24 protein-coding genes are annotated in these 25,334 nt (G+C 66.5%); 15 read left to right on the top strand and 9 right to left on the bottom strand.

Features of this window, described 5'->3' with window-relative positions; all coding sequences use genetic code 11:
- Positions 1-2: 2 nt before the first annotated feature.
- Positions 3-1,502, bottom strand: a complete 1,500-nt coding sequence (locus tag ACQY78_RS11510) for a tripartite tricarboxylate transporter permease (protein ID WP_428685712.1) — start codon at positions 1,500-1,502, stop codon at positions 3-5.
- The gene (locus ACQY78_RS11505) at positions 1,502-1,972 is read right to left on the bottom strand and encodes a tripartite tricarboxylate transporter TctB family protein (RefSeq protein ID WP_428685710.1); all 471 of its coding nucleotides are present in this window, start codon (positions 1,970-1,972) and stop codon (positions 1,502-1,504) included. Before ACQY78_RS11505 ends, ACQY78_RS11510 begins: the two co-directional genes overlap by 1 nt.
- 101 nt (positions 1,973-2,073) lie before the next feature.
- Here ACQY78_RS11505 and ACQY78_RS11500 point away from each other — a divergent pair, with 101 nt between their 5' ends.
- The gene (locus ACQY78_RS11500) at positions 2,074-2,877 is read left to right on the top strand and encodes an SDR family NAD(P)-dependent oxidoreductase (RefSeq protein WP_428685708.1); all 804 of its coding nucleotides are present in this window, start codon (positions 2,074-2,076) and stop codon (positions 2,875-2,877) included.
- 15 nt (positions 2,878-2,892) lie between these two features.
- Here the strand turns inward: ACQY78_RS11500 and ACQY78_RS11495 are convergent, their stop codons facing one another.
- Positions 2,893-3,351: a flavodoxin family protein gene (locus ACQY78_RS11495; protein ID WP_428685706.1), complete on the bottom strand. Its 459-nt coding sequence runs from the start codon at positions 3,349-3,351 to the stop codon at positions 2,893-2,895.
- Positions 3,352-3,376: 25 nt separating this feature from the next.
- Here ACQY78_RS11495 and ACQY78_RS11490 point away from each other — a divergent pair, with 25 nt between their 5' ends.
- On the top strand, positions 3,377-6,745 hold the full coding sequence (locus tag ACQY78_RS11490; protein WP_428685704.1) for a carboxyl transferase domain-containing protein: 3,369 nt from the start codon (positions 3,377-3,379) through the stop codon (positions 6,743-6,745).
- Positions 6,746-6,975: 230 nt separating this feature from the next.
- On the opposite strand, the gene ACQY78_RS11485 is transcribed toward ACQY78_RS11490, so the two are convergent.
- Positions 6,976-8,880, bottom strand: a complete 1,905-nt coding sequence (locus ACQY78_RS11485; protein ID WP_428685702.1) for an ABC transporter substrate-binding protein — start codon at positions 8,878-8,880, stop codon at positions 6,976-6,978.
- A gap of 185 nt (positions 8,881-9,065) precedes the next feature.
- Between ACQY78_RS11485 and ACQY78_RS11480 the strand changes: the two genes are divergently transcribed.
- On the top strand, positions 9,066-10,160 hold the full coding sequence (locus ACQY78_RS11480; RefSeq protein ID WP_428685700.1) for an alpha-hydroxy acid oxidase: 1,095 nt from the start codon (positions 9,066-9,068) through the stop codon (positions 10,158-10,160).
- A gap of 93 nt (positions 10,161-10,253) precedes the next feature.
- Here ACQY78_RS11480 and ACQY78_RS11475 read toward each other — a convergent pair whose 3' ends face one another.
- From ACQY78_RS11475 to ACQY78_RS11465, 3 genes are all read right to left on the bottom strand, one after another.
- Positions 10,254-11,006, bottom strand: coding sequence for an SDR family oxidoreductase (locus ACQY78_RS11475; RefSeq protein ID WP_428685698.1), 753 nt, complete (start codon positions 11,004-11,006; stop codon positions 10,254-10,256).
- Positions 11,007-11,075: 69 nt separating this feature from the next.
- Complete coding sequence (atzF, locus tag ACQY78_RS11470) at positions 11,076-12,851, bottom strand: allophanate hydrolase (RefSeq protein ID WP_428685696.1); 1,776 nt, start codon at positions 12,849-12,851, stop codon at positions 11,076-11,078.
- 9 nt (positions 12,852-12,860) lie between these two features.
- Positions 12,861-13,073 (bottom strand): hypothetical protein, encoded by a 213-nt coding sequence (locus ACQY78_RS11465; protein WP_428685694.1) that lies wholly within the window; start codon positions 13,071-13,073, stop codon positions 12,861-12,863.
- A gap of 45 nt (positions 13,074-13,118) precedes the next feature.
- Here ACQY78_RS11465 and ACQY78_RS11460 point away from each other — a divergent pair, with 45 nt between their 5' ends.
- The 5 genes from ACQY78_RS11460 to ACQY78_RS11440 all read left to right on the top strand — a co-directional run bounded on the left by ACQY78_RS11460 (position 13,119) and on the right by ACQY78_RS11440 (position 16,490).
- On the top strand, positions 13,119-13,307 hold the full coding sequence (locus ACQY78_RS11460) for an AtzG-like protein (RefSeq protein ID WP_428685692.1): 189 nt from the start codon (positions 13,119-13,121) through the stop codon (positions 13,305-13,307).
- The gene (locus ACQY78_RS11455) at positions 13,304-14,686 is read left to right on the top strand and encodes an AtzE family amidohydrolase (protein ID WP_428685690.1); all 1,383 of its coding nucleotides are present in this window, start codon (positions 13,304-13,306) and stop codon (positions 14,684-14,686) included. Before ACQY78_RS11460 ends, ACQY78_RS11455 begins: the two co-directional genes overlap by 4 nt.
- 9 nt (positions 14,687-14,695) lie before the next feature.
- Complete coding sequence (gene hpxZ / locus ACQY78_RS11450) at positions 14,696-15,094, top strand: oxalurate catabolism protein HpxZ (RefSeq protein WP_428685688.1); 399 nt, start codon at positions 14,696-14,698, stop codon at positions 15,092-15,094.
- A 201-nt stretch (positions 15,095-15,295) separates the two neighbouring features.
- Positions 15,296-16,276 (top strand): NAD(P)-dependent oxidoreductase, encoded by a 981-nt coding sequence (locus ACQY78_RS11445; protein WP_428685686.1) that lies wholly within the window; start codon positions 15,296-15,298, stop codon positions 16,274-16,276.
- 31 nt (positions 16,277-16,307) lie between these two features.
- Positions 16,308-16,490 (top strand): hypothetical protein, encoded by a 183-nt coding sequence (locus ACQY78_RS11440; RefSeq protein WP_428685684.1) that lies wholly within the window; start codon positions 16,308-16,310, stop codon positions 16,488-16,490.
- 23 nt (positions 16,491-16,513) lie between these two features.
- Here ACQY78_RS11440 and ACQY78_RS11435 read toward each other — a convergent pair whose 3' ends face one another.
- On the bottom strand, positions 16,514-17,545 hold the full coding sequence (locus tag ACQY78_RS11435; RefSeq protein ID WP_428685682.1) for a C-terminal binding protein: 1,032 nt from the start codon (positions 17,543-17,545) through the stop codon (positions 16,514-16,516).
- A 71-nt stretch (positions 17,546-17,616) separates the two neighbouring features.
- Between ACQY78_RS11435 and pehA the strand changes: the two genes are divergently transcribed.
- From pehA to ACQY78_RS11410, 5 genes are all read left to right on the top strand, one after another.
- Complete coding sequence (gene pehA / locus ACQY78_RS11430) at positions 17,617-19,149, top strand: phosphoric/sulfuric ester hydrolase PehA (protein ID WP_428685680.1); 1,533 nt, start codon at positions 17,617-17,619, stop codon at positions 19,147-19,149.
- Between the two features lie 21 nt (positions 19,150-19,170).
- Positions 19,171-19,872 carry a protocatechuate 3,4-dioxygenase subunit beta gene (gene pcaH, locus ACQY78_RS11425; protein ID WP_428685678.1) on the top strand — a complete coding sequence of 234 codons (702 nt, stop codon included), beginning with the start codon at positions 19,171-19,173 and terminating at the stop codon, positions 19,870-19,872.
- Positions 19,869-20,432, top strand: coding sequence for a protocatechuate 3,4-dioxygenase subunit alpha (gene pcaG / locus ACQY78_RS11420; protein ID WP_428685676.1), 564 nt, complete (start codon positions 19,869-19,871; stop codon positions 20,430-20,432). Before pcaH ends, pcaG begins: the two co-directional genes overlap by 4 nt.
- Positions 20,433-20,436: 4 nt before the next feature.
- Positions 20,437-21,738, top strand: coding sequence for a 3-carboxy-cis,cis-muconate cycloisomerase (gene pcaB, locus ACQY78_RS11415; protein ID WP_428685674.1), 1,302 nt, complete (start codon positions 20,437-20,439; stop codon positions 21,736-21,738).
- Between the two features lie 76 nt (positions 21,739-21,814).
- On the top strand, positions 21,815-23,398 hold the full coding sequence (locus ACQY78_RS11410; RefSeq protein ID WP_428685672.1) for an ABC transporter substrate-binding protein: 1,584 nt from the start codon (positions 21,815-21,817) through the stop codon (positions 23,396-23,398).
- 170 nt (positions 23,399-23,568) lie between these two features.
- Here the strand turns inward: ACQY78_RS11410 and greB are convergent, their stop codons facing one another.
- Positions 23,569-24,120, bottom strand: a complete 552-nt coding sequence (greB, locus tag ACQY78_RS11405) for a transcription elongation factor GreB (protein WP_425067640.1) — start codon at positions 24,118-24,120, stop codon at positions 23,569-23,571.
- Positions 24,121-24,150: 30 nt separating this feature from the next.
- Between greB and ACQY78_RS11400 the strand changes: the two genes are divergently transcribed.
- The gene (locus tag ACQY78_RS11400) at positions 24,151-24,969 is read left to right on the top strand and encodes an urease accessory protein UreD (RefSeq protein WP_428685670.1); all 819 of its coding nucleotides are present in this window, start codon (positions 24,151-24,153) and stop codon (positions 24,967-24,969) included.
- Between the two features lie 52 nt (positions 24,970-25,021).
- On the top strand, positions 25,022-25,324 hold the full coding sequence (locus tag ACQY78_RS11395) for an urease subunit gamma (RefSeq protein ID WP_428685668.1): 303 nt from the start codon (positions 25,022-25,024) through the stop codon (positions 25,322-25,324).
- Positions 25,325-25,334 lie beyond the last annotated feature (10 nt).

Here is a 25,334-nt window from a genome sequence, read left to right as displayed (position 1 = left end):
TTTCATTCGATGTCTGTTTGTCTCAGGTTGGCGAAGGCGCGCGGTCGCACGACAATGGCCGCCAGCACGATGAGCGGCACGGCGAGCAGGGCGAGCGCGAGCGGTCGGTCGAGGAAGATGGCGAAGCTGCCGCCCGAAATCTCCAGCGTCGTCCGCAGCGACTTCTCCATCATCGGCCCCAGGATCAGCGCCAGGATCGCCGGCGCGATCGGGAAGTCGAGTTTGCGCAGGATGTAGCCCAGCACGCCGAAGCCCAGCATGACCCAGACGTCGAACAGGCTCTGCTTCAGCCCGTAGGCGCCGATGATGCAGAAGATGAGCACCCCGGTGCAGAGATAGGAGAAGGGGATCTTGAGCAGCCGCGCCCACAGCCCGACCAGCGGCAGGTTCAGGATCAGTAGCAGTACGTTGCCGACGAAGAACGAGGCGATGACCGTCCAGACGAGTTCCGGCTTCTCCTGGAACAGGAAGGGTCCCGGCGTCAGCCCATTGACGATGAAGGCGCCCATCAGCACCGCGATGGTGGGCGAACTCGGCACGCCCAGCGCCAGCAGAGGCACCATGGAGCCGTTGGCATAGGCGTTGTTGGCTGTCTCCGCCGAGGCGACGCCTTCGATGGCGCCCTTGCCGAAGCGTTCCGGATTCTTGGAGATGCGCTTCTCCAGTACGTAGGCCATGAAGGTCGGGACGATCGCCCCCACGCCGGGGATCAGGCCCAGCACGAAGCCGATCACGGTACCGCGCCCGATGGCACCGGACGACCGGCGCCATTCGTCGCGCGTCGGATACCACTTCTTGAGGTCGGCCTGGATCAGGTGGGTCTGGCGCGCTTCCGCCGCCAGCAGCAGTTCGCCGACGCCGAACAGGCCCATCACGACCGGCACGAAGCCGATGCCGTCATAGAGTTCCTCGATGCCGAAGGTGAAACGCGGCGCGCCGCGGACGGGGTCCATGCCGATGAGGGACAGGAGCAGGCCGAGCGCCGTCATCAGCAGCGCCGCCAGGATGTTGCGGCCGGCCAGGCCGACCACGAGGCAGAGGCCCGCGACCATCAGGGCGAAGAACTCGGCCGGTCCGAACTTGAGCGCCAGGCTGGCCAGCGGCGCGGCAACGGCCACCAGCAGGATCGTGGCGACGATGCCGCCGACGAACGAGCCGATGGCGGCGATGGCGAGCGCAGATCCCGCGCGTCCCTGCTTGGCCATCTGGTAGCCGTCGATGCAGGTGACGACCGAGGCGGCTTCACCCGGCACGTTGATCAGCACCGAGGTGATCGTGCCGCCGTACATGGCGCCATAGTAGATGGCGCACAGCATGATGATGGCGCCGGTCGCATCGAGATTGAAGGTCAGCGGGATCAGGATCGCGGTCCCGGCAGCCGGCCCGAGGCCCGGCAGGACGCCGATCAGCGTGCCGAGCACGCAGCCTGCAAAGGCGAACAGCAGATTGTTGAACGAAAGGGCCGCGCCGAGGCCGGCCATCAGATATCCGAGCGATTCCATCAGGCAGCCCAGGGTCCGGGAGGCAGCAGCACGTCGAGCCAGCGCGTGAAGACGTAGTAGACGCCGAAGCTGCCGGCGATGGCGAACAGGCCGATCGCGTACCAGCGGCGTTCGCCGAGGGCGAAGGTGAGCACGGCGATGAAAACCAGCATGGCCAGCTCGAAGCCGACCCATCCCATCAGCAATGTCGTGCCGGCCACTGCCCCGATGATGATCAGCACGCGGAAGGTGCTTTCGCCACGCGGGAACAGTGTCTCGTCACTCTCGATCACCGGCTTGCGCCACACGTCGAGGATCAGCAGCCCGGCGAACAGCACGCCCAGCAACGAGAGCCAGAAGGAGAAGAAGCCGGGGCCGGGCCCAAGCCGGTCGGTCAGCGACAGCAGCAGCGATTGCCAGATGGCGAAGACGCAGATCGCCATCATCACCGACGTCGCGACAAGCCAGCCGCGTCGCGCGTTTCGCGACATGGATCAATTTCCTCCCGAACGTCCGTTGACTCGGCGTTCCGCCTTGCGCCGACCATAGCGGCTTTGAGATGGTCGGTAAAACAATCAGGAGGAAGACGTACATGAACAGGCTCGATGGAAAAGTAGCGTTCCTGTCCGGCGCCGCACGCGGCATCGGTGGCGAGGCGGCGAAACTCATGGCGAGCGTCGGCGCGAAGGTCGCGATCGGCGACGTGCTCGAGGAGCGCGGCCGCCAGACCGTGAAGGAGATCGAGGCTGCGGGCGGCCAGGCACTGTTCGTGCCGCTCGACGTGACTGAGGAGGCGAGCTGGACCGCCGCCCTCGATGCGACGCTCAAGAAGTTCGGCGGGCTCGACATCCTCGTGAACAATGCCGGCATCTTCGTCGGCAAGGGAGTCGAGGAAGCCTCGATGGACGAGTGGCACAAGCTCGTCGCGGTCAACCTGACAGGCGTTGTGCTGGGTACGAAGATCGCGCTTCCGCATCTCAAGGAACGCGGAGCGAAGAGCGTGCATGGATCGGTGATCGTCAATCTCGCCTCGGTGGCGGGACTGGTCGGCTCGCAGCTCGATCCGCTCTATTCGCTGACCAAGGGCGGCGTCACGCTATTCACCAAGTCGACCGCGCTGGAGTTCGGCCGCAAGGGCTATCGCATCCGCGTGAACTCGATCCATCCCGGCGTCATCGACACCGACATGGGCCAGCAGACCTTCGCGATGCGGGCGCGCGCCCTCGGCACCAACGACACGGAAGCCACGCGCAAGACCTCGCTCACGATGCATCCGATCGGCCGACTGGGTGTCGCCGAGGATATCGCCAAGGGTATCGTGTTCCTGGCATCGGACGATGCGGGCTTCATGACCGGCTCGGGCCTGGTCGTCGACGGCGGTTACACGGCGCAGTGATTCGGGGCCGGTAATTCAGAAGATGCCGGCGGCGAGGCCGGCCGCCATGGCGGCGCCCAGCTCCTCGCACTGGTCGACGAAGGCGGGTTGCCAGGGGCCCTTGCACAGCAGCGGCTCCTGGACGGAACGCCAGCGCAGGCCGGTCAGGATTGTCTCGACGCCGCGGCGCGTGCCGGTGCCGTCGCTGCCGGCCCTAATGTAGAGGGCGCAGGGCATGCCTTGCGTCTTCTCCAGGCAGGCATTGTAGCTGCGGTCGAAGAAGTCCTTCAGGGCGCCGCTCATGTAGCCCAGGTTCTCTGGCGTGCCGAGGATCATCGCCTGGGCAGCCAGCACGTCTTCCGGGCCGGCCTCGAGCGGGGCGATCACGACGACGTCGATCCCCGTTTCGCTGCGCGCGCCGCGTTCCACGGCGTCACGCAGGGAAAGGGTGTTCTCCGACGGGGCGTGCGCCACAATGAGCAGCCTTTTCGACATGGAGGGGGTTCTACCCCACGCCGACATGCTCAAGAAACTCCTGATCGCCAACCGCGGCGAGATCGCCATTCGCATCGCCCAGGCCGCCGCCGAACTCGGCATCGCGACCGTAGGTGTCCATTCGGAGGACGACGCGACCTCGCTGCACGTCCGGCGGGTCGACGAAGTGCGGCCGCTCAAGGGGCGTGGCGCAGCGGCCTATCTCGATATCGCCGGTGTCATTGCGGCCGCCAGGGAGGCGGGCTGCGACGCGGTGCATCCGGGCTACGGGTTCCTGTCGGAGAACGCTTCCTTCGCGACGGCCTGCACAGAGGCGGGGCTGGTCTTTGTCGGTCCCACGCCGGAGCAGCTCGACCTTTTCGGCGACAAGGCGCGCGCCCGGGCGCATGCCGGCAAGAACGGCGCGCCGGTCCTGTCGGGCACCGACAGTGCGGTCGACGCGGCCGGCGTGAAGGCCTTCTTCGCCAAGCATCGCAAGGCCGGTATCGTCATCAAGGCGATCGCGGGCGGCGGCGGGCGCGGTATGCGGATCGTCACGCAGGAAGGCGAGATCGACGAGGCCTTCACGCGCGCCTCGGCCGAAGCGCAGGCGGCCTTCGGCAACGGCGCCCTCTATGCCGAGCGTCTGATCGCCCGCGCGCGCCACATCGAGGTGCAGATCGTGGGTGATGGAAAGGGCGGCATCGCCTCGCTCGGCGAGCGCGAATGCACGATCCAGCGCCGCAGCCAGAAGATCGTCGAACTTGCGCCCAGTCCGAACCTCGCCGAGGCGATGCGCCGGCAGATCGTCGACTCGGCGGTCACAATGGCGAAGGCGGTGAACTATCGCAGCCTCGGCACCTTCGAATTCCTGGTCGACGATGCGGCCCCGGACTTCTTCTGCTTCATCGAGGCCAATCCGCGCCTTCAGGTCGAACACACCGTCACCGAGGAAGTGTGGGGCGTCGACTTGGTGAAGACGCAGTTGCGGTTGGCGGGCGGCACGTCGCTCGACGAGACCGGCGTCAGCCAGGCTATGCCGCGCGGCCATGCGATCCAGCTTCGGGTGAACATGGAGACCATGACGGCCGACGGCTCGGCCAAGCCGGGGGGCGGGACGCTCACCGCGTTCGAGCCGCCCTCGGGGCCGGGCGTGCGTGTCGACACCTATGGCTATGCGGGCTATCGCACCAATCCCAACTTCGATTCGCTGCTCGCCAAGGTGATCGTGCACGCGGCCGATTTCGATGGCGCGCTGCAGCGCGCCGAGCGGGCGCTGGCGGCGTTCCGGCTCGAAGGCGCGCCTTCGAACATCGCCTTCCTGCGCGCCCTGATCGCCCATCCCGATTTCCGCGCCGACAAGGTCCATACGCGCTTCGTCGACGAGCAGGCCTCGGCTCTGATCGAAGCGGCCGGCAAGCTGAGCGGCGGCCTCTATTTCGAGGGCGCGACGCCACCGGCATCACCCGCATCGTCGCCACGGCAGGCCGGCGCGCGGGTCGACAGCGTCGATCCGCTGGCGGTCCTGGCCTTTGGCAAGGCGAAGGCGGAGACGGCGTCGCGTGCGCCCGAGAGCGACGCGCCGGACGGCACGGTCGCCGTGCCCGCACCGATGCAGGGCACGATCGTGAGCCTGTCGGTGAAGGAAGGCGATGCGGTGGCGGCAGGCCAGGCGCTGCTGGTCATGGATGCCATGAAGATGCAGCACGAAATCCGCAGCCCGGTGCGCGGCTATGTGCGGCGCATCGCGGTCGAGGCGGGCGAGACGGTCTACGAAGGCCATTCGCTGCTGTTCGTCGAGGAGGCCGATGTCGAGGTGAAGGGCACGGCGGTCGAGGAGAGGATCGATCTCGATCATGTCCGTCCCGACCTCGCGGAGTATTTCGAACGTCGCGCCCTGACGCTCGACGAGAAGCGGCCGGAGTCGGTGGCGCGCCGGCGCAAGACCAACCAGCGGACGGCGCGCGAGAATCTCGACGATCTGGTCGATCCCAACAGCTTCGTCGAATACGGCGCCTTCGCGATCGCCAGCCAGCGCACGCGCCGCACGATCGAGGACCTGATCGAGAAGACGCCGGCCGACGGGCTGATCACCGGCATCGGCCGGGTCAACGGTTCGCTGTTCGGACCGGAGCGCAGCCGGGTCGCGGTCGCCCACTACGACTACACGGTGCTCGCCGGTACGCAGGGCAAGAACAACCACCACAAGAAGGACAGGCTGTTCGAGATCGTCGAGAAGCAGCGCATCCCGCTCGTCTTCTTCACCGAGGGCGGCGGCGGCCGGCCGGGCGACATCGACGTGCAGTCGGTTGCCGGCCTCAACACCATGGCGTTTCATATCTTTGGGCGTCTGAGCGGCGTGGCGCCTTTGGTCGGCATCAACTCGGGTCGCTGCTTTGCCGGCAATGCCGCGATCCTGGGCTGCTGCGACGTCGTGATCGCCACGAAGAACTCGACGATAGGCATGGGCGGACCCGCGATGATCGAGGGCGGCAACCTCGGCGTCTTCTCGCCCGAGGAAGTCGGGCCGATGAACGTGCAGGTGCCCAACGGCGTCGTCGACATCGCGGTCGAGGACGAGGCGGAAGCAATCGCCGTCGCGAAAAAGTATCTCTCCTACTTCCAGGGCGCGCTGCCCGAATGGCGCGCGGCCGACCAGCGCCTGCTGCGGCGTGCCATCCCGGAGAACAGGCTGCGCGTCTACGACGTGCGCGATGTCATCGCCACGCTGTGCGACGAGGACTCGGTGCTCGAAATACGCCGCGCCTTCGGGCCCGGCATGGTGACGGCGTTCGGACGCATCGAGGGCAAGCCGCTCGGCATCGTGGCCAACAACCCGGTGCATCTGGCGGGCGCCATCGACAGCGATGGTTCGGACAAGGCCGCGCGCTTCCTGCAGCTCTGCGATGCCTACGACATCCCGATCCTGTTCCTGTGCGACACGCCGGGCATGATGGTCGGGCCCGAGATCGAGAGGACCGCCCTGGTCCGCCACTGCTCACGCCTGTTCGTGACCGGCGCCAACCTCACCGTGCCGTTCGGCACCATCGTGCTGCGCAAGGCCTACGGGCTGGGGGCGCAGGCGATGGCGGGCGGGTCCTTCCATGCGCCGGTCTTCGCCCTGTCGTGGCCGACCGGCGAGTTCGGCGGCATGGGGCTGGAAGGCGCCGTGAAGCTCGGCTTTCGCAAGGAACTCGAGGCGGTGAGCGATCCGGCCGAGCGCCGCGCCCTGTTCGAGAAGATGGTCGCGGCCGCTTACGCGCGCGGCAAGGCACTGAGCACCGCGACCTATTTCGAGGTCGACGAGGTGATCGATCCCGCCGACTCGCGGCGCTGGATCGCGACCGCGCTGCTCGAGGCAAAGCCGCGGCCGCCGCACAGCCACAAGAAGCGGCCGAACATCGACACGTGGTGACGGCTGTTCGCTGTAGGCTCTTCGACCGAGAAGTACCGACCGACCTCATCCTGAGGAGCCGCGCATAGCGCGGCGTCTCGAAGGATGGGCAACAAACATGGTGCTCGCGCCCATGCTTCGAGACGGCTGCTGCGCAGCCTCCTCAGCATGAGGTTGTTGGTGAACTTCAGATAACAGACACCAAAGAAAAAGGCCCCTCGAAGGAGGGGCCTTTCGTCTTCTTGAGGACGTTACTGCGCGATCCAGAACGTGTCCGGCTGGTAGAGGCCGATGTAACCGCCCGGATCCCAGGCGTAGTAGCCTTCCTTCGGGACGTTGCGGACCTTCGGACCGACCACGACCGGCTGGCGGACGCCATTGACCGTGCCGATCGAGAAGACCTCGTCGGCATTGGACGCGAGGATCTTGTCCCAGGCCTTGCGCCGTTCTTCCGGCGTGGCGCCGGTTTCCCATTCCTTCACATAGTCGAGGAGCTTGCAGGCCGATTCGAGATCGCACTTCTCGCCCTGCTTGCCCTTGGACTCCACGAACATGCCCCAGCGCGACCATTGCAGGCCGCCCAGCATGGTCGGCGCGAACTCCTTGGGACTGGTGTTGACCGTCGGCACCGCCGTCACCGCGCCGGCGAAGGCCGTCATGACGGCTTCACCCGAGAAGGTGCGCAGCCGGAAATTGTCGCGCGTCTGAGGCTTGGTCAGCATCTTGATGCCGATCTTCTTCCAGTTGTCGGCGATCAGCGCGAGCGCGTCGTTGTCCTCGGTCTCCTCGCTGGAATGCTCGACGACGATCGTCGCCGGACGGCCATCGGGCAGCAGGCGGAAGCCCTGGCTGTCCTTCTTGGTGAGACCGACCTCATCCAGCAGCTTGTTGGCCAGCTTGGGATCGTAGTCCGCCCACTTGGTCGCATACTCGGGCTTGAACAGGTCGGAGCGCGGCATGATCGTGTTGTTGGAGGGCTTGGCCAGGCCGATATAGACGACCTGATTGAGCTCCTCGCGGTCGATCGCCAGCGAGAGCGCCCGCCGGAAGCGCACGTCGCGCATCAGCTTGCGCCACTCCTCGTCGTTGGTGGTGAGGTTGGGATAGAGCGCGAGCTGCGAACCCGAGCCCGCCTCCCACAGGCGCACGTTCACGCCCGACGTCTGGGCACTCTTCTGCAGGAAGGTGTAGTCGCGCATGTTGAGGTAGCGCGGCTGCAGATCGGCCTCGCCGAGGCCGGCCTTGGCCGGCACCAGGTTGGCGGCTGCCACCGTGAAGATCACCCGGTCGACATAGGGGAGTTGCTGCCCCTTCTCGTCGATGCGGTGATAGTAGGGGTTGCGCATATAGACGAAGCGTTGGGCCGGCGACGGGGTGGTGCTGACCCAAGGATTAAGCGACGGCAGATCGACATTGTCGTTGGCGTACATCACGTCGTTTCGCCGGTAGATCGCCACCCAGCTCTGCTGGCCGCCTCTGGCGGACTTCAGGATCTCGGCCTCCGGCGTGTACTTGGCATGGAACTTCTTCAGGTAGTGGGCCGGGCGGTAGAGGAAGAGCGGCGCGGCACGCGCCTGGCTCTCGATGAAGTACGGGTTGGGCTTGTCCCATGTGTACTTGATGGTGAGCGGGTCGATGATCTCGACCTTGGGCGGCTTGCCGTCGACCAGAAGCTCGACATTGGGGCCTCCTGAAGAGAGGTCCTTGTTGTTGGCGACGTCTTCCCAGAAGAAGCGGAAATCCTCGGTGGTGAAGGGCTGGCCGTCGGACCATTTGTGTCCGGCGCGCAGCTTGAACGTGAATTCGCGGCCGTCCTTCTCCTCGTAGCTCTCGAGAATGTCGGGCTTCAGCTTGAACTTGTCGTCGTAGACGATGAGGCGGGTGTAGCTGAAGATCGTCATCAGGCGCGTATCGCGCGCGCTGGCCACCAGCATGTTGAGCTGGCCGCCCTGCTGTCCCGGGCCCTCGCCGCCGGCGAAATACTTCACGACCCAGGGCTGCTCGGGAACGCGTTTGTCGACCGGAGGCAGGGCGCCCGATTTCACCTGGTCGGCGAACATCGGCGTCTCCTTGAGCGCGGGCACGGGATCGGCGGCGAAGGCGGACCCCGCCATCCAACCGAACACCAGTGCTGTCGTCAGAACGCGTCTCTTCATCTCAAGTCCTTCACCGGTTGCCCCCGGAAAGCAGGCCTATCCTGCATGTTCCGCCGAGCGAATGCCTCGCATCGATAAAATCGTCCGCAGGCGTCATCGTCAATGCCTGCCGCCCGGGACGCCACGTTGACGTGACGTTGGAGACGCGCAAGAAAACCGTCCAGATAGAAAGATTCGAGGGAACGATGGCGAGCGGCCTGGAGAGCGAATTCGTAACACTACACGAGATCGTAAAAGCGGCGAAAATCCGGCTTAATCCCAATATCTGGGATTATTTGATCGGCGGCACCGAAACCGAAACCACGTTGCGCCGCAACAGGCTGGCCCTCGACACGATCGCCTTCAAGCCGCGCGTGCTGCGCGACGTTTCGAAGATCGATCCGTCCTCCGAAATCCTCGGCAAGAAGATCCGCCTGCCCGTGATGCTGGCGCCCGTCGGATCGCTGGAATCCTTCGAGCCCGGCGGTGGCATCACCGTCGCCAAGGGCGCCGGCGCCGGCAATGTCGGGATGCTGATCAGCTCGGTGACCACGCTCAGCCTCCAGGACATCGTGAGGGGTGGCGCGGGCCCCAAGATCTACCAGCTCTATGTGCGCGGCGACGATGCCTGGGTCGCGGACCGGGTGAAGGAGGCGATGGACGCCGGCTACGATGCCTTCTGCATCACCGTCGACACGCAGGTCTACAGCCGGCGCGAGCGTGACATCGCCAAGCGCTTCGTGAAGTCCTGGCGCGCCGTGGCGACCGGCCAGGATCATCAGGCGGCCTTCTCCTGGAAGAACTTCATCGCCGTCCGCGACAAGTTCCCCGACGTGAAGTTCATGCTCAAGGGAATCGGTACCGGCGAGGATGCCGAGCTCGCCTGCCAGAACGGCGTCTGGGCGGTCTACTGTTCCAACCACGGCGGCCGCCAGCTCGACCATGGGCGCGGCTCGGCCGAGGTGCTGCCCGAGATCGTCGAGGCGGTCGCCGGTCGCGCCAAGGTGGCCGTCGACGGCAGCTTCAGCCGCGGCAGCGACATCGTGAAGGCGATCTGCATGGGCGCCGACTGGGTCGGCCTCGGCCGTCTCTACTGCTACGGCCTCGCCGCTGCCGGCGCCGCCGGCATCGAGCGCGTGATCGAGCTGCTCGAAGAGGAGATGAAGGAGGTGATGGGCCTTTTGGGCGTCACCTCGCTGTCGCAGCTCGACAAGAGCTACATCGCCCGGAGCATGCCGACCAACCTGACCGGCGTGCACAGCGCGTTCCCGCTGCTCAACCTGCAGGACGAGGGGTACTAGTCCCTCGCCTCTCAGTGGAGCGCGCAACTCCAGTTGCGCTCAAGTGCATGAGCGCCACTGGAGTGGCGCGCTCCGTTGAAAAATCCTCGCGACTTAACCTCTTCCCACAAACGGCATCTTCGTGGCCATCACGGTCATGAACTGCACGTTGGCGTCGAGCGGCAGGCTGTCCATGTAGACGATGGCGTTGGCCACGGCGGAGACGTCCATGCGTGGCTCGGCCATGGTCGTACCGTTGGGCTGCAGGACGCCCTTGGTCATGCGGTCGGTCATCGGCGACACGGCGTTGCCGATGTCGATCTGGCCGCAGGCGATGTCATAGGCGCGGCCGTCGAGCGACGTCGACTTGGTGAGGCCCGTGATGGCGTGCTTGGTCGAGGTGTAGGCCACCGAGAAGGGCCGCGGCGCGTGCGCCGAGATCGAGCCGTTGTTGATGATGCGGCCGCCGCGCGGCGTCTGGTCCTTCATGATCTTGATGGCTTCCTGCGTGCACAGGAACGGACCGGTCAGGTTCGCCGCCAGAACGCTGAGCCAGGTCTCGTAGGGCAGATCCTCCAGCGGCACGGGCGGAGCGCCGCCGCCGGCATTGTTGAACACCAGATCGAGCCGGCCCCAGGTCGCCTTCACCCGGGCGAACAGCGCCACGATGTCGTCGCGCTTGGTGACGTCGGTCGGCACGGCGAGCGCGTTGGGCGCATTGTTGCCGGCCATCGAAGCCGTCTCGTCCAGCGCATCCTTGCGACGGCCCGCCAGGGCTACCTTGTAGCCGTTGTTCAGCAGGGCGAGCGCCGAGGCGCGGCCGATGCCGCTGCCCGCGCCGGTGACGACTGCGATTTTTCCACTCATTGGTTCGTTCCCTCTCCTCGAAGGAGCGGACCCTAGCAGACCGGCGCCCCGCAGTTGAAGGGTGGCGCGCTACAGCAACGTCGCGACGTAGGCCCGCCAGCCGCCCAGCGAGGTGATGTCCTTGGCGCCCTGTGTTGCATGCGCCTCGCAGAGGAAGCCGGGAACCTCGCTGCCGTCGGCCAGGCTCACCGTGCCGAGACCGAGCGGGGCGGGGATGCGGCGCAGCAGGTCGCCGATCCGGTCGGCCGGCAGGCTCCAGACCTCCAGCTCGATGGCGCTGCCGCCTTCGGTCACGCGCACCAGGCCCGGCCGGTGCGGGGGACCTCCGGGCAGGGCGTAGAAGCGATAGGCCGGTGCGGTCTTGCCGGCGCTCTGCAGACGGCCGCCCAACTCCAGAAGCTGGCCGTTCAGGGGGAGGCCGCTCATATGTGCGCCGACCACGGCGATCGGCACGCGATCTTCCACAACGACGGGATCGTTCTCCGGCTGCGGCAGGCGGCTCATCGTCTTGCCGAGCGGCAGGGGCACCGCGCGTTGCCAGCGGGCGCCGAAGGCCAGCAAGGCGCGCTCGGCATTCGCGCTGGAGATCAGGGTGATGCCGAACGGCATGCCGTCGGGCCGGAAGCCGGCCGGCACGGCGAGCGCCGAGAGGCCGAAGAAGTTCACGAAGTTGGTGTAGTGGCCGAGATGCGAGTTGTAGAGCACCGGCTCGCGTTCAAGATCGGCCAGCTTGTAGATCGTGCCGGCCGTCGGCACGGCCAGAAATTCGAGCCCCTTCATCTCAGAAAAGGCGCGGGCCTTGAGTTCGGCGAGCCGGTACTGACCCTCGAATGCATCGACGGCGCTGTACTCGAGACCGCTCAGCACGATCTGCCTCGTCGTAGGCCAGACGCCGGCCGTGTCGTCGGCGCCCTCCATGAACGCGCCGACCGCCGCGGTGCGCTCGGCGACCCAGGGACCGTTGTAGAGAAGCTGGGCAGCGTCGCGGAACGCGGTGTAGTCGATCTCCACCGGTGTGCCGCCCAGTCCCTTCAGCCGCTCGATCGACTGGGCATAGAGCGCGGCATAGGCGGCGTCGCCGAAGAACTCGGCGTCCTTGGTGCCGAGGATGCCGAAGCGGAAGGTTCGGCCGATGGAAGGTGTCGCGTGCGGCTCGGTGGCGACGGCGAGCACCGCATCGGCATCGGCGCAGGACAAAGCGAACACCGAAGTGCAGTCGAGCGAGCGGCAGGCCGGCACCATGCCTTCGTTGCTGAGCAGGCCGGGCGTCGGCTTGAGGCCCACGATGTTGTTGAAGCCAGCCGGTACGCGGCCCGATCCCGCGGTGTCGGTCCCCAGCGAGAAGCTGACGAGGCCCGACGAGACGGCGACGGCCGATCCCGAACTCGATCCGCCGGGTACGTACGAGGCATCGAATGGATTGCGCGGCACGCCATAGGGCGACCGAACGCCCACCAGGCCGGTGGCGAACTGGTCGAGGTTGGTCTTGCCGATCACGATGGCGCCGGCGGCAACCAGCCGCCGCACGACTTCGGCCGAAGCCTCGGCCTCGTAGGCGAAGCCGGGACAGGCCGCGGTCGTCACCATGCCGGCGACGTCGAGATTGTCCTTTACCGCGAACGGCACGCCATAGAGCGGCAGTCGGTCCAACTCGTCGCGTCGCGCGTCGAGCGCGGCCGCCTGCGCGCGCAGCTCGTCATCGCAGGCACGCGAGATCCAGACCTTGTCGTCGCCCGCGTTTGCAATGCGCTTCAGCACCTCGTCGATGGTCTGACGCACGTCGAGCGAGCCGGCGCGATAGGCGCCGAGCAGCGCGTGAACCCCGAGGTCGAGAAAAGCTGTCATACGAGGGTTTTAGACAAGCAATGCGTTGAATGCAGCCTCCAGATGCGCGCAGGCATTGGCACGTTCCTTGCCTTCATGGCCAAGCGGGAAACACGGAGGCGAGGGGGTGCCATGAAGCGTCGCTTGGCTGAAACGGCGGCCGGGCTGGCAATCCTGCGGGTTCTTCGGCAACTTGGACAGGAACTGGGCGCGAGCTACCGGCTCATGCGCCGCGATCTCCATGTCCTCTGAAGACCGTCATCCCGGTTGAATGAAAGAAGGAAGCGCATGGCCGAAGAGAAGCGTGACGTGACGCGCATGGTCGAGGAGGGCGCGAAGACCGCAGGCCTCACGATCGCGCCCGAGTATCTCCCCAACGTGATCCTGAACATCGAGCGTTCGCTGATGATCGCGCGACCGCTGCTCGAGCTGGAACTCGAGGACGATCTGATGTCGGCTCCGGTTTTCCGGCCATGAGCGATCCCCTGTCGAAGGCCGCGACCGCGACGGAGATCGCGGGCGCCGTTATGAGCGGCAAGGTCAAGGCCGCTGCCGTGATCGACGCCACCCTGAAGCGCATCGAGGCGGCGGAGCCCACGATCAACGCTTTCACCGACGTGGTTGCCACGCGCGCCCGCCAGCGTGCGGCGGAGATCGACGCCGGCCTGCATCGCGGGCCGCTGCTGGGCGTGCCCTTCGCGGTAAAGAACCTGTTCGACATCGCGGGTCTGCCGACGCGCGCGGGCTCGAAGATCAACGTCGATGGCCCGAAGGCCGAACGCGACGGGGCGCTGGTGCGCCGGCTCGAAGCGGCTGGCGCGATCCTGGTCGGCGGCCTCAACATGGGCGAATACGCCTATGACTTCACCGGCGAGAACGCCCACTACGGGCCTTCGCGCAATCCACACGATCCTACGCGCATGTCGGGAGGATCTTCCGGCGGCTCGGGCGCGGCAGTGGCGGCCGGGGAAGTCCCCCTGGCGCTGGGCTCCGATACCAACGGCTCGATCCGGGTTCCGTCCTCGCTCTGCGGCCTGTTCGGGCTGAAGCCGACCTATGGAAGGCTGAGCCGCGCCGGGTCCTTCCCCTTCGTGGATTCCTTCGACCATCTCGGTCCGATCGCCCGCTCGCCCGAGGATCTGGCGCTGTCCTTCGATGCCATGCAGGGCTGGGATTCGGACGATCCGGTCTGCACCGACCGGCCAACCGATCCGACCCTGCCGCGCCTGATCGAAGGCATCGACGGGCTGCGCATCGCCATTGCCGGCGACTATTTTGCCAAGGGCGGCGAGCCCGAGGCGTTCGAGGCCGTGGCGACCGTTGCCAAGGCGTTGGGCGCCACGAAGACCGTCGTGCTGCCCCAGGCGGCGGCGGCGCGCGCGGCGGCCTATGTCATCACCGCGATCGAAGGCGCGCAGCTCCATCTGCCGCGGCTGCGCACGCGGCCGCAGGATTTCGATCCGGACACGCGTGAGCGCTTCATGGCGGGCGCGCTCTTGCCCGGTGCCTGGTACGTGAAAGCCCAGCGCTTCCGCCGCCAGTATCGTGCCCACGTGCTGAAGCTGTTCGAACAGGTCGACGTGATCCTGGCCCCCGCCACGCCGTGCACGGCGCCGAAGCTCGGCCAGACCATGATGAAGCTGGACGGCGTCGAGCTGGCGGTGCGCGCCAATCTCGGCATCTACACCCAGCCGATCTCCTTCATCGGCCTGCCGGTCGCCGTGGCGCCCTTGCAGCGGCCGGGTGGTCTCCCGATCGGCGTGCAGCTCATCGCCAAGCCCTACAACGAACAGGCCGCGTTGCGCGTGGCCGCCCATCTGCAGAAGCTCGGCGTCGCCGCCGCGCCGCCTGCGTAAGGAGTAGTCATGGAGATCAACATCCCGGAAGTCGTCGCCGAGGTGACGGCCGCGTTCAATCGCTACGAGGCGGCGCTCAACAGCAACGACGTCGAGGTACTGGACGAACTCTTCTGGAAGAGCCCGCACACGCTGCGCTACGGCGTCGGCGAGCAGCTCTACGGGCACGACCAGATCGCCGCCTTCCGCTCGGGCCGCAATCCGCAGTTCGTGCCGAACCGCGACCTGCTGAAGCTCTGGATCGTCACCTACGGCCGCGACTTCGGCACGGCCAACTGCGAGTTCCAGCGGCACGGCGCGAGCAAGCCCGGCCGGCAGAGCCACACCTGGATGCGGACCCCGGAGGGTTGGCGCATCGTCGCCGCCCACGTGTCCCTGCTGGGCGAAGCGACGCCGATGAAGAGCTAGCAGGCCGTTGAAAACGTCGGGGTCAGGGCGAATAAACGAAACAAACGAAATAAACGAAACAACTGCAACGAATGTCGCACCCCCTGAATCCCGGGTCGCGGCGACCGTTGGCGCAACAATGTTGCTCGTTGGCACTCCTGAAAGCCTGTTACGACCGCCTGCTACGTTCTTTCGGCGCGCTGCCGGCGTAAGCTCGGCGGCATGAACAAGCTTCTCCTGACCCACGCCCCGCTCGCCCGGCGGCAATACTATGGAACCCGCGCCCTCACGCGACTGCAGGAGCTGGTCGAGGTCGTGCTGCATGAGGGCGAGGTGCCGCTCGATCCTCAGGACGTGATCGCGATGGCGCGCGGCGTCGACTTCATCGTTGCCGATCGCGCGACGGCGATACCGGCGATCGTGTTCGAAAGCCTGCCGGGGCTTCGGGTGGTGATGCGCAGCGCCATCGACATCCGCAATATCGACGTCGCGGCGGCCACGAAGGCGGGCGTGCTCGTGACCCATGCGGAAGCGGGCTTCGTCCCGTCGGTGGTCGAACTCGCGCTCGGGTTCCTGGTTGATCTGTCGCGAGGCATCACGCGGGCGGCAACGGTCTATCACGAAGGCCGCAAGCCGGAGATCAAGGTCGGCCGGCAGCTGGGCGGATCGACCGTCGGCATCATCGGCTACGGCCGCATCTCGCGCGCGCTGGCACCGGTGCTGGCTCAGCTCGGCATGACCGTGCTGGTGTCCGATCCCTATGCCCAGGTCGACGATCCCCGGTACGTGAAGCTGCCGATGGAGGACCTGCTGGCGAAGGCCGACTACGTGATCTGTCTCGCCATCGCCAACGAAGAGACCGAGAACCTGCTGGATGCCGCAGCCTTCGCCCGCATGAAGCCGGACGCCTTCTTCATCAACATGTCGCGCGGCAACCTGGTCGACGAGGCGGCCCTCGCGGAGGTTCTGCGCGCGGGAGGCATAGCCGGCGCGGCGATGGATGTCGGACGCGCACCTGACCAGATGCCGTCGCCCGAGCTGGCGCGCCTGCCCAACGTCATCGCGACGCCGCATATCGGCGGTCTGACGCCGCCTGCCAGCGAGAGCCAGGCGATGGACACGGTCCGTCAGGTCGAGGCGCTGGTGAAGGGCGAGGTGCCGCCCGACGCGGTCAATCTTGGGAGCTGGACCCGCCGGGGTTGAAAAGGCCCCTCGGCGGGCGCATGTGCAGTGAATGCGCACGCCGAAGGATCTGATCGCCGTCCATGTCCCGAGTGAGGATCTGGGCGACTACAACCTCACCCAGACCGGATGGTATGCGATGGATGACGGTGGCCATGTCATCATCGGGCCGTTCGAAAGCCTGGCGCAGTGCGACCGGGCGATGCGCGACCGGCTTGAGCAACAGAAGTCCTGAGCCGCAGAGGATAGGGCGCCGGCCTAGTTGCCGGGGCCGCGCTCCATCGAGAAGGGCTGCCAGCGCTGCAGCTTGGATTTCTCCAGCACCATCGGATTGACGCAGGCGCGCGGCCACCTGCCGCCCAGCACCAGGGCGAGTTCGGCGCCGACGCGACGCTTGCGTGCGGGATCGAAGCGGCTCGAGGCCGAGGCGACGTGGGCGGTCAGGATGACGTTGTCCATGCCGAGCAGGGGGTTGTTGTGGCCGACCGGCTCGGTCTCCAGCACGTCGAGGCCGGCGCCGGCGATCCAGCCTTCCTGCAGCGCCTTGATCATGGCCGGCTCGTCGACCGTCGAGCCGCGGCCGGTGTTCACGAACAGCGCCGTCTTCTTCATCTGGCGGAAGTGCTGTTCCTTCATCAGGTGATGGGCGTCCTTGGTGCCGGGCGCGTGCATGCTGACGATGTCGGATCGCTGCAGCAGCTCGTCATAGCCGACCGGCTGGACACCGTAGTCGGACATCACCAGTTCCTCGATATAGGGATCATAGGCCAGCATCTGGAAGCCGAACGGCGCGGCGCGCTTGGCGACGGCGCGGGCGACGTGGCCGAACGAGATGAAGCCCAGGGTCATGCCCATCAGGCGCGGGAACTGGTAGAGGTGCGGCCGGCCCTTGGCCCACTCGCCCTTGCGCACCATCTGGTCCTGCACCACCAGGCGCCGCCAGCTTGCCAGGATCAGTGTCATGGCATGGTCGGCCACTTCCTCGATGAAGGTGTCGGGAACGTTGGTGACCGGGATGCCGAGCTGGGTGGCCGTGTCCACGTCGACCGAATCGACACCGACGCTGCCCAGCGACACGACCTTCAGCTTCTTGCCTGCCTCGATCACCTTGGCGGTGATCCGGGGGCGGCCCTTGCCGTAGATGGCGTCGGCATCGGCTACCGCCTTGATGAGCTCGGCCTCGTCGCCCGAAACCTCGACGATTTCCGCGCCGATGGGGCCAAGGGTCTCCATTTCCAGCGAATGATCGGTTTTTCCCGGTCCCGTCGTCACGATCTTGAAACGCGCCACGTGTTGTCTCCTCCATCGATTTGGCGGCACTCTATCGCAATCCCGCCGCCGTCCAACCTCGGTGAATGAACATGCCTGCGTCCAAGAATGTCCTGTTGATCGTCGTCGACCAGTGGCGCGGGCTGATGCTGCCCAAGCTGGGCGCGGACTACCTGAAGCTGCCCAATCTCGACCGGCTGTGCGCCGAGGGCGTGACGTTCCGCAACCATTTCACCCAGGCCGTGCCCTGCGGCCCGGCGCGCGCCAGCCTGCTCACGGGCCAGTACATGATGAACCATCGCGCGGTGCAGAACACGATTCCGCTGTCCTCGCGCTTCACCAACCTGGCGCACGAGCTGCGGCGCGGCGGCTACGATCCCGCGCTCGTGGGCTATACGACGACGACGCCCGATCCGCGCCAGACCGCGCCCAACGATCCGCGCTTCTTCGTGCTGGGCGACATCATGGAGGGCTTCCATTCGGTCGGCGCCTTCGAGAACCGTGACGCCTATTTCGGCTGGATTGCCAGCCAGGGCTTCGAACTGCCGAAGACCCGCGAGGAGATCTGGCTGCCGCAAGGAGAGGCGGGCGCCGGCGCGACGGGGCGGCCGGCTGTCATTCCGAAGGAACTGTCCGACACCGCCTGGTTCACCGAGCGTGGCCTTGACTATCTGCGGGGGCGCGGCGGCAAGCCGTGGTTCCTGCATCTCGGCTACTACCGGCCGCATCCGCCGTTCATCGCGCCCGAGCCCTACAATTCCATGTATCGCCCCGAGGACATGCCGAAGCCGGTGCGCGCGGCGTCCGCGGCGGAAGAGGGCAAGCAGAACGCGCTGCTCGACTACTATGTGCGCAACATCAAGCAGGCGAGCTTCTTCCAGGACGGGCAGGCGCTCGGTTCGGACATGACCGAGGCCGAAGTGGCGCAGATGCGCGCCACCTATTGCGGCCTGATGAGCGAGATCGACGATCATCTGGGCCGCGTCTTCGACTATCTGAAGGACACGGGACAGTGGGACGACACGCTGATCGTCTTTACCTGCGACCATGGCGAGCAGGGCGGCGATCATCACCTGCTGGGCAAGATCGGCTACTTCGACGAATCCTATCGCATCCCGATGGTCATCCGCGATCCGCGGGCCGAGGCGAACGGTACCCGGGGCACGATCGTCGATCGCTTCACCGAGACGATCGACACCATGCCGACCCTCCTCGACTGGATGGGGCTGCCGGTGCCGCGCCAGTGCGACGGCCGCTCGCTGCTTCCCTTCTGCGAAGGCACGGTGCCGGCCGACTGGCGCACCGAGGTCCACTACGAGTTCGACTTCCGCGACCTCCATTACACCAAGCCTGAATCGGCGCTGGGTGTGCCGATGGACAAATGCTCGCTGGCCGTCGTGCAGGACGAAAAATTCAAGTACGTGCACTTCGCGGCCCTGCCGCCGCTCCTGTTCGACCTCGAAAAGGATCCCGGCCAGTTCGTCAACTGCGCCACCGATCCGGCCTATGCGGCCACGGTCGCCGACTATGCCCGCAAGATGCTGGACTGGCGGCTGGGCTATGCCGAGCGGACCCTCACGGGCTATCGCGCCACGCCGCAGGGGTTGGAGGTGCGCGCGGCCTGAGCCGGGGCTAAGCTCGGCAGCATGAAAGAGGAAACCTACCGTCGTCCTGCCGCGGGGCATCACCCGCCCAATCTCTCGCCGGCCTACAAGTCGACGGTCAGCCGATCGCCCTCGAAGCCGGCGATCGTGCTGCCGCACACGCTGTCGGAGATCACAGGGCCGCTGCTGCGCGAGGAGCGGCTCGATGCCGGCGAGAACGATCTCACCCGTAAGCGCATGGGCGCGCCGCTCGGCGAACGCATCATCGTGCACGGTCGCGTCCTCGACGAGGACGGCCGGCCAGTCCCTGAGGCGGTGGTCGAGATCTGGCAGTGCAACGCGGCCGGTCGCTACCACCATCCCGGCGACCAGCACGATGCGCCGCTCGATCCGAATTTCTACGGTGGCGGCCGCGCCCGCGCCGATGCCGACGGCAACTACAGGTTCATCACCATCAAGCCCGGCGCCTATCCGTGGGGCAACCACCACAATGCCTGGCGGCCGGCGCATATCCATTTCTCGCTGTTCGGGCCCGCCTTCGCCACGCGCCTGATCACGCAGATGTATTTCCAGGACGATCCGCTTCTGGCCTTCGACCCGATTTACAACTCGGTGCCGGAAGGCGCGCGGGAACGGCTGCAGGCCGCCTTCGACATGGACGCGACGCAGCCGGGCTGGGCGCTGGGATATCGCTTCGACATCGTGCTGCGCGGCCGCGACGCCACGCCGATGGAGAACCCATGAGCCGCGCGCTGACGCCGTCGCAGACGATCGGCCCGTTCTATTTCGGCACCGTCACGAACGCCTATCGCCAGGACCTGGCGGTGCCCGGCGTCGCGGGCGAGAAGATCGAGATCGCGCTCACCTTGCACGACGCTGAGGGCGCGATCGTGCCGGACGGCCTGCTCGAGATCTGGCAGGCCAACAGCCACGGCCGCTACAACCACCCTGAGGATCGCCGCAATCTGCCGCTCGATGTCGGCTTCGAAGGCTTCGGCCGGGCGTCGACCGACACGACGGGCTGCGCGCGCTTCGGCACGGTGAAGCCCGGTCGCGTGCCGTGGCCGGCGGGCGGACTGCAGGCGGCGCACATCAACATCTCCGTGTTTGCGCGCGGTGTCCTCAATCGCCTCGCGACCCGGCTCTACTTCGAGGGCGATCCGGCGCTGGCCGAGGATCCTGTGCTGAAGCTCGTCGATCCCGCGCGGCGCGCCACCCTGATTGCCACACGTGATGAGGCAGGCGTCTGGCGGCTGCCTCTTTATCTGGGCGGCGCCCACGAAACCGTCTTCTTCGACTGCTGACCGCATGGCCGGCCGTCTCGTCACTGCCTTGGGTTCGTCGTTTGCGACGGCCGAAGCCTTTTCCGACACAGCCACCTTGCGCCACATGCTTCGCTTCGAAGCCGCGCTTGCCGTGGCAACGGCGGCCGCCGGTCTGATCCCCAAGCGCGCGGCCTCCGTGATCGTGACGGCGTGCGATGCCTCGCTCTACGATCCGGCACCGCTCGGCGAGGCGGCGCGCCGGACGGCGACGCTGACGGTGCCACTGGTGAAGGCGCTGACCCAGGAAGTCGCCCGGCGCGACGCCAGCGCCGCGGACTATGTCCATTGGGGCGCGACCAGCCAAGATGTCCTCGACACCGCGATGGTGCTGCAACTCGGCGAGGCGGTGCCGCCGCTCCTGAAGGCGCTCGACGGCATCGTCTCTGCCTTGGCGCGCCAGGCAAGGAAGCATCGTGCAACGCCCATGCTGGGCCGCACCCTGTTGCAGCCGGCCACGCCGCTCGCGCTCGGGCAGAAGATCGCGGGCTGGGCTTCCGACATCGACCGCGCCAGGCGGCGGCTCACGGAGAGTTTCGGCGAAACGCAAATCGTGCAGTTCGGCGGCGCCTCGGGAAGCCTGACGGCGCTGGGTCCGGAAGCCGAACAGGTGATGAAGGTGCTGGCGAAGCAGTTGAAGCTCGCACTGCCGCCGGGACCGTGGTTCACGCAACGGGTCCGGGTCGCGGCCTTCGCGCAGGATTGCGCGCTGGTCGTCGGGGCGCTCGCCAAGGCCTCGCGCGACATTGCGCTGATGATGCAGTTCGAAGTCGGTGAGGCCTCCGAGCCGTCGGGGCCGGGGCGCGGCAGCTCTTCGACCATGCCGCACAAGCGCAATCCGGTCGGCGCGGCCCTCGTGCTGTCGGCCGCGACGCGGGCGCCGATGCTGGCGGCAACCATCGTGTCGGCCATGCCTCAGGAACACGAGCGTGCACTCGGCGGCTGGCAGGCCGAATGGCCGACGCTCGCGGCGCTCGTTGAAACATTGGGATCGGCCGTCGAGGTGATGGCAGAGGTCGCGTCGGGTCTCACCATCGATACAGCGGCGCTGCAGGACAATATGGACGCCGCCGAGGCCGCCGTGCTGGCCGAGCGCGCGACGTTTCTGCTGGCCCGGAAGATGGGGAAGCGGGAGGCGCATGCTCTGGTCGAGCAGGCGCTGGCCAAGGGCGGATCCTTCGCCCAGGCGCTGGGTCGGCTCGAAACCGAGCTGGCCGACCTTACGGCCCTGGTTGGTTATTCGCCCAAGTTCGTCAATCGGCTGCTGGCGGACCTGAAGCGGAGGTGATCCGCGGGGCGGTGCTGCCCACTCTGGCACGGGAGTCGCATGCCCATGGCAGGCATTTCCCCGTCTGGAGGCGACCATGAAGCTCTCGCGCCGTTCGTTGTTGGCTGGAACGACAGCGCTTTCCCTGCCTGGGGGCGCCTGGGCGCAGGAAAAGATCGTTCGCTACGGCATCCCGATGACCGACATTCCGCTGACGACGGGCCAGCCGGATCGCGGCGCCAATGCCTATCAATATACCGGCCTCACCCTCTACGATCCGTTGATTGCCTGGGAACTCGACGTGTCGGACCGGCCGGGCAAGATGATCCCGGGACTCGCGACCGAGTGGAAGGTCGGCGACGCGGACAAGACGTTGTGGACCTTCAAGCTGCGCGACGGCGTGAAATTCCATGACGGATCGGCCTTCGACGCCGATGCGGTGATCTGGAACTTCGAGAAGATCTTCAACAAGGATGCCGCGCAGTTCGACCAGCGCCAGGCCGCCCAGGTGCGGCCGCGCCTGCCAAGCATGGTCAGCTATCGCAAGACCGCTCCAATGGAAGTCGAGATCAAGACCAAGTCCGTCGACTCGCTCTTCCCCTATCAGTTGCTGTGGTTCCTGGTCTCGAGCCCGGCGCAGTGGGAGAAGGTCGGCCGGGACTGGAACAAGTTTGCCTCCGCGCCCGCGGGTACCGGTCCGTTCAGGCTCGCCCGGCTGGTGCCGCGCGAGCGGGCCGAACTGGTGAAGAACGAGGAGTACTGGAACCCCAAGCGCATGCCCAAGGTCGATCGCATCGTCCTGATCTGCGCGCCCGAGGATTCCGGTCGCAGTGCCGCACTGATCTCAGGCGCCTTCGACATGATCGATGCGCCGGGGCCCGACATCATCGATCGCCTGAAGCAGAGCGGGGCGCGCATCAGCACCAACGTCACGCCGCATGTCTTCAACTATCACCCTTCGCTGGTCGAGGGCTCGCCCTGGACCGACATCAGGGTGCGCAAGGCCGCCAATCTCGCGATCGACCGCGACGCGATCGTCAAGCTGCTCAACGGGCTGGTGCAGCCTGCCTATGGCGAGGTCGACCGGACGAGCCCCTGGTTCGGCAAGCCCACCTTCGAGATCAAGTACGCGCCGGACGCGGCGCGCAAGCTGATGACCGAGGCTGGCTACGGCAAGGCCAATCCGATGAAGGCCAGGATCACCATCCAGGCCGGCGGCACCAACCAGATGGTCAACGAAGCCATCCAGGAGATGCTGAAGGAGAGTTTCATCGCCATCGACTTCAAGCCCGTCGAACTCGAGGCGCTGATGACGGGGTGGCGGGGCGGCGCCAAGGCCGAGATGAACAAGGACGTGACCGCGACCAACGTCACCCACGTCACATCCGATCCCTTCTACGCGGTGAACCGCTTCTTCGCCTCGGACCAGGTGGCGCCGGTCGGCGTGAACTGGAGCAGCTACAAGAATCCCGAGGTCGACCGGCTGGTGGTCGAACTGCAGAACACGTTCGACCCCGCCAAGCAGGATGCCCTGGCAGCGCAAATCCACGCCAAGGCCGTGGACGATGCCGTGATGATCTGGATCTATCACGACAGGACACCGCGCGCCCTGTCGGCGCGGATCAAGTCGTACACCCAGGCCCAGAGCTGGTTCCAGGACCTGGCGTTGGTGGCGATGTAAGAACTCCGAAGCCAGAAACATTCGTCGTCTCAGGGCGGGGGTTACACCGCCCGAACGGGAGCACCGAAGGTGCGGAGCGGAGAGACCTTCGCTCTGCCAAAAGCCGGCAAGTCGTGGAGAGAGATCTCCGCTCCGCGCTGCGCGCTCCGGTCGAGATGACGGAGTGTTTGTTAAACGTACTCGACCTTCAGGATCTCGATCTCTTCCTCGCCGCCGGGGGTGTTCATCCGCACGGAGTCGCCTTCGTTCGCCCGCATGACGGCGCGGGCGATGGGCGAGATCCAGCTGACGTGGCCGCGGGCGGGATCGACCTCGTCGACTCCCACGATCTTGACCGTGCGTTCCTCGTCCTTCGAATTCACGTAGGTGACGGTGGCGCCGAAGAACACCCGGTCGGTCTTGGGGCGCTTGGCCGGATCGACGACCTCGGAGCGCTCCAGCCGCTTGCTGAGGAAGCGGATGCGGCGGTCGATCTCGCGCAGGCGCTTCTTGCCATAGAGATAGTCGCCGTTCTCCGAGCGGTCGCCGTTGGCGGCAGCCCAGGACACGACCTGTACGACTTCGGGCCGCTCCTTGCGCATGAGCGTCATCAGTTCCTCACGCATGCGCTCGAAGCCCTGCGGGGTCATGTAATTCTTGGCGCCGGGAGGCAATCCGCCGACATCGTCGGGCAGGTCGTCCTCGTCGCCGTCGTCGCTTTCCTTGGTGAAGGCCTTGCTCATTTCGATCCTTAATCTATCAAGTCGGGGCCGATGACCACCAGTCTCTCCCCCCGCATGCAGCGCGCTTCCGGCGAAAGCCGGGTCACCTTCGACCTGCGGGACGGCAAGACACGCCTGGGCGATCTCTATCAACGCGACCCCTGCCGGGTTTTGTTCCCAAAATCCGAGCCGGGCGAACCGCCGCAGGCCGTGATGATCACCACCTCGGGCGGCGTGACGGGCGGCGATGCCCTGAAGATGGCGGTCGAGATCGGACCCGGAGCGGAGGCGGTAGCGACTACGCAGGCGGCCGAGAAGATCTACCGGGCCTCGCGGGGGAGCGCTCCCTGCACGATCGACGTCGACGTGCGGGTGGCCGAGGGCGCGACGCTCGACTGGCTGCCGCAGGAGACCATCGTGTTCGAGGGCGCGCGTTTGAAGCGCCGGACGGTGGCCGAAGTGGTCGAAGGCGGCTCGCTTTTCGCCTGCGAGATGGTGGTCCTTGGCCGCGGCGCTTCGGGCGAACGCTTCACGTCCGGCCTGCTGCTCGACGCCTGGTCGGTGCGCCGTCCCGGTCGTCTGGTCTGGACCGATACCTTACGCGTCGAAGGCGAGACACCGGACGGCGCCGGTTTCGGGGCGGCCAATGCTCTGGCGACCGTGATCGGCGTGTGGGATGCGCCCCAAACGCATTTCGAGAAGGCCCGCGCCTTGCTCGAAGCTGCAGACCAGGTGCGGGCGGGCGTCACCGTCGTGAACGGCATCCTGGTGGCGCGTCTGCTCGGGGAAGCGACCGCTGTGCGCCATGCGACGATCCGGTTCCTGACCGAGTTTCGCGGCCGTCGTCTGCCTCGCGTTTGGCATGTTTGATGCAAACCCGGTCGCGCTATAGTCGGGTCCAACCGGCAGGGGGAAACGGTCGATGAATCTGACGCCGCGCGAGAAGGACAAGCTGCTGGTGGCCATGGCAGCCATTGTGGCGCGCCGCCGCCTGGAGCGCGGCGTGAAGCTCAACTATCCCGAGGCCGTGGCTTTGATCACCGATTTTGTCGTCGAGGGTGCGCGCGATGGCCGCTCGGTCGCCGACCTGATGCGCGACGGAGCGCATGTGATCTCGCGGGGCCAGGTCATGGACGGCATCGCCGACATGCTGGCCGAAATCCAGGTCGAGGCGACCTTTCCCGACGGCACCAAGCTCGTCACCGTCCATGCGCCGATTCGTTGAGGAGAGACGC

This window comes from Reyranella sp., assembly GCF_965279625.1.
Lineage (GTDB): Bacteria > Pseudomonadota > Alphaproteobacteria > Reyranellales > Reyranellaceae > Reyranella.
The sequence above is the reverse complement of the archived record's forward strand: the minus strand, read 5'-3'. Positions and strand labels throughout refer to the sequence as shown.

What these genes read in the sequence shown, in the direction of transcription:
- ACQY78_RS11510 (WP_428685712.1), bottom strand. Translation starts at nt 1,502, where the DNA reads ATGGAATCGCTCGGATATCTGATGGCCGGCCTCGGCGCGGCCCTTTCG.
- ACQY78_RS11505 (WP_428685710.1), bottom strand. Translation starts at nt 1,972, where the DNA reads ATGTCGCGAAACGCGCGACGCGGCTGGCTTGTCGCGACGTCGGTGATG.
- ACQY78_RS11500 (WP_428685708.1), top strand. Translation starts at nt 2,074, where the DNA reads ATGAACAGGCTCGATGGAAAAGTAGCGTTCCTGTCCGGCGCCGCACGC.
- ACQY78_RS11495 (WP_428685706.1), bottom strand. Translation starts at nt 3,351, where the DNA reads ATGTCGAAAAGGCTGCTCATTGTGGCGCACGCCCCGTCGGAGAACACC.
- ACQY78_RS11490 (WP_428685704.1), top strand. Translation starts at nt 3,377, where the DNA reads ATGCTCAAGAAACTCCTGATCGCCAACCGCGGCGAGATCGCCATTCGC.
- ACQY78_RS11485 (WP_428685702.1), bottom strand. Translation starts at nt 8,880, where the DNA reads ATGAAGAGACGCGTTCTGACGACAGCACTGGTGTTCGGTTGGATGGCG.
- ACQY78_RS11480 (WP_428685700.1), top strand. Translation starts at nt 9,066, where the DNA reads ATGGCGAGCGGCCTGGAGAGCGAATTCGTAACACTACACGAGATCGTA.
- ACQY78_RS11475 (WP_428685698.1), bottom strand. Translation starts at nt 11,006, where the DNA reads ATGAGTGGAAAAATCGCAGTCGTCACCGGCGCGGGCAGCGGCATCGGC.
- atzF (WP_428685696.1), bottom strand. Translation starts at nt 12,851, where the DNA reads ATGACAGCTTTTCTCGACCTCGGGGTTCACGCGCTGCTCGGCGCCTAT.
- ACQY78_RS11465 (WP_428685694.1), bottom strand. Translation starts at nt 13,073, where the DNA reads ATGGAGATCGCGGCGCATGAGCCGGTAGCTCGCGCCCAGTTCCTGTCC.
- ACQY78_RS11460 (WP_428685692.1), top strand. Translation starts at nt 13,119, where the DNA reads ATGGCCGAAGAGAAGCGTGACGTGACGCGCATGGTCGAGGAGGGCGCG.
- ACQY78_RS11455 (WP_428685690.1), top strand. Translation starts at nt 13,304, where the DNA reads ATGAGCGATCCCCTGTCGAAGGCCGCGACCGCGACGGAGATCGCGGGC.
- hpxZ (WP_428685688.1), top strand. Translation starts at nt 14,696, where the DNA reads ATGGAGATCAACATCCCGGAAGTCGTCGCCGAGGTGACGGCCGCGTTC.
- ACQY78_RS11445 (WP_428685686.1), top strand. Translation starts at nt 15,296, where the DNA reads ATGAACAAGCTTCTCCTGACCCACGCCCCGCTCGCCCGGCGGCAATAC.
- ACQY78_RS11440 (WP_428685684.1), top strand. Translation starts at nt 16,308, where the DNA reads ATGCGCACGCCGAAGGATCTGATCGCCGTCCATGTCCCGAGTGAGGAT.
- pehA (WP_428685680.1), top strand. Translation starts at nt 17,617, where the DNA reads ATGCCTGCGTCCAAGAATGTCCTGTTGATCGTCGTCGACCAGTGGCGC.
- pcaH (WP_428685678.1), top strand. Translation starts at nt 19,171, where the DNA reads ATGAAAGAGGAAACCTACCGTCGTCCTGCCGCGGGGCATCACCCGCCC.
- pcaG (WP_428685676.1), top strand. Translation starts at nt 19,869, where the DNA reads ATGAGCCGCGCGCTGACGCCGTCGCAGACGATCGGCCCGTTCTATTTC.
- pcaB (WP_428685674.1), top strand. Translation starts at nt 20,437, where the DNA reads ATGGCCGGCCGTCTCGTCACTGCCTTGGGTTCGTCGTTTGCGACGGCC.
- ACQY78_RS11410 (WP_428685672.1), top strand. Translation starts at nt 21,815, where the DNA reads ATGAAGCTCTCGCGCCGTTCGTTGTTGGCTGGAACGACAGCGCTTTCC.
- greB (WP_425067640.1), bottom strand. Translation starts at nt 24,120, where the DNA reads ATGAGCAAGGCCTTCACCAAGGAAAGCGACGACGGCGACGAGGACGAC.
- ACQY78_RS11400 (WP_428685670.1), top strand. Translation starts at nt 24,151, where the DNA reads ATGACCACCAGTCTCTCCCCCCGCATGCAGCGCGCTTCCGGCGAAAGC.
- ACQY78_RS11395 (WP_428685668.1), top strand. Translation starts at nt 25,022, where the DNA reads ATGAATCTGACGCCGCGCGAGAAGGACAAGCTGCTGGTGGCCATGGCA.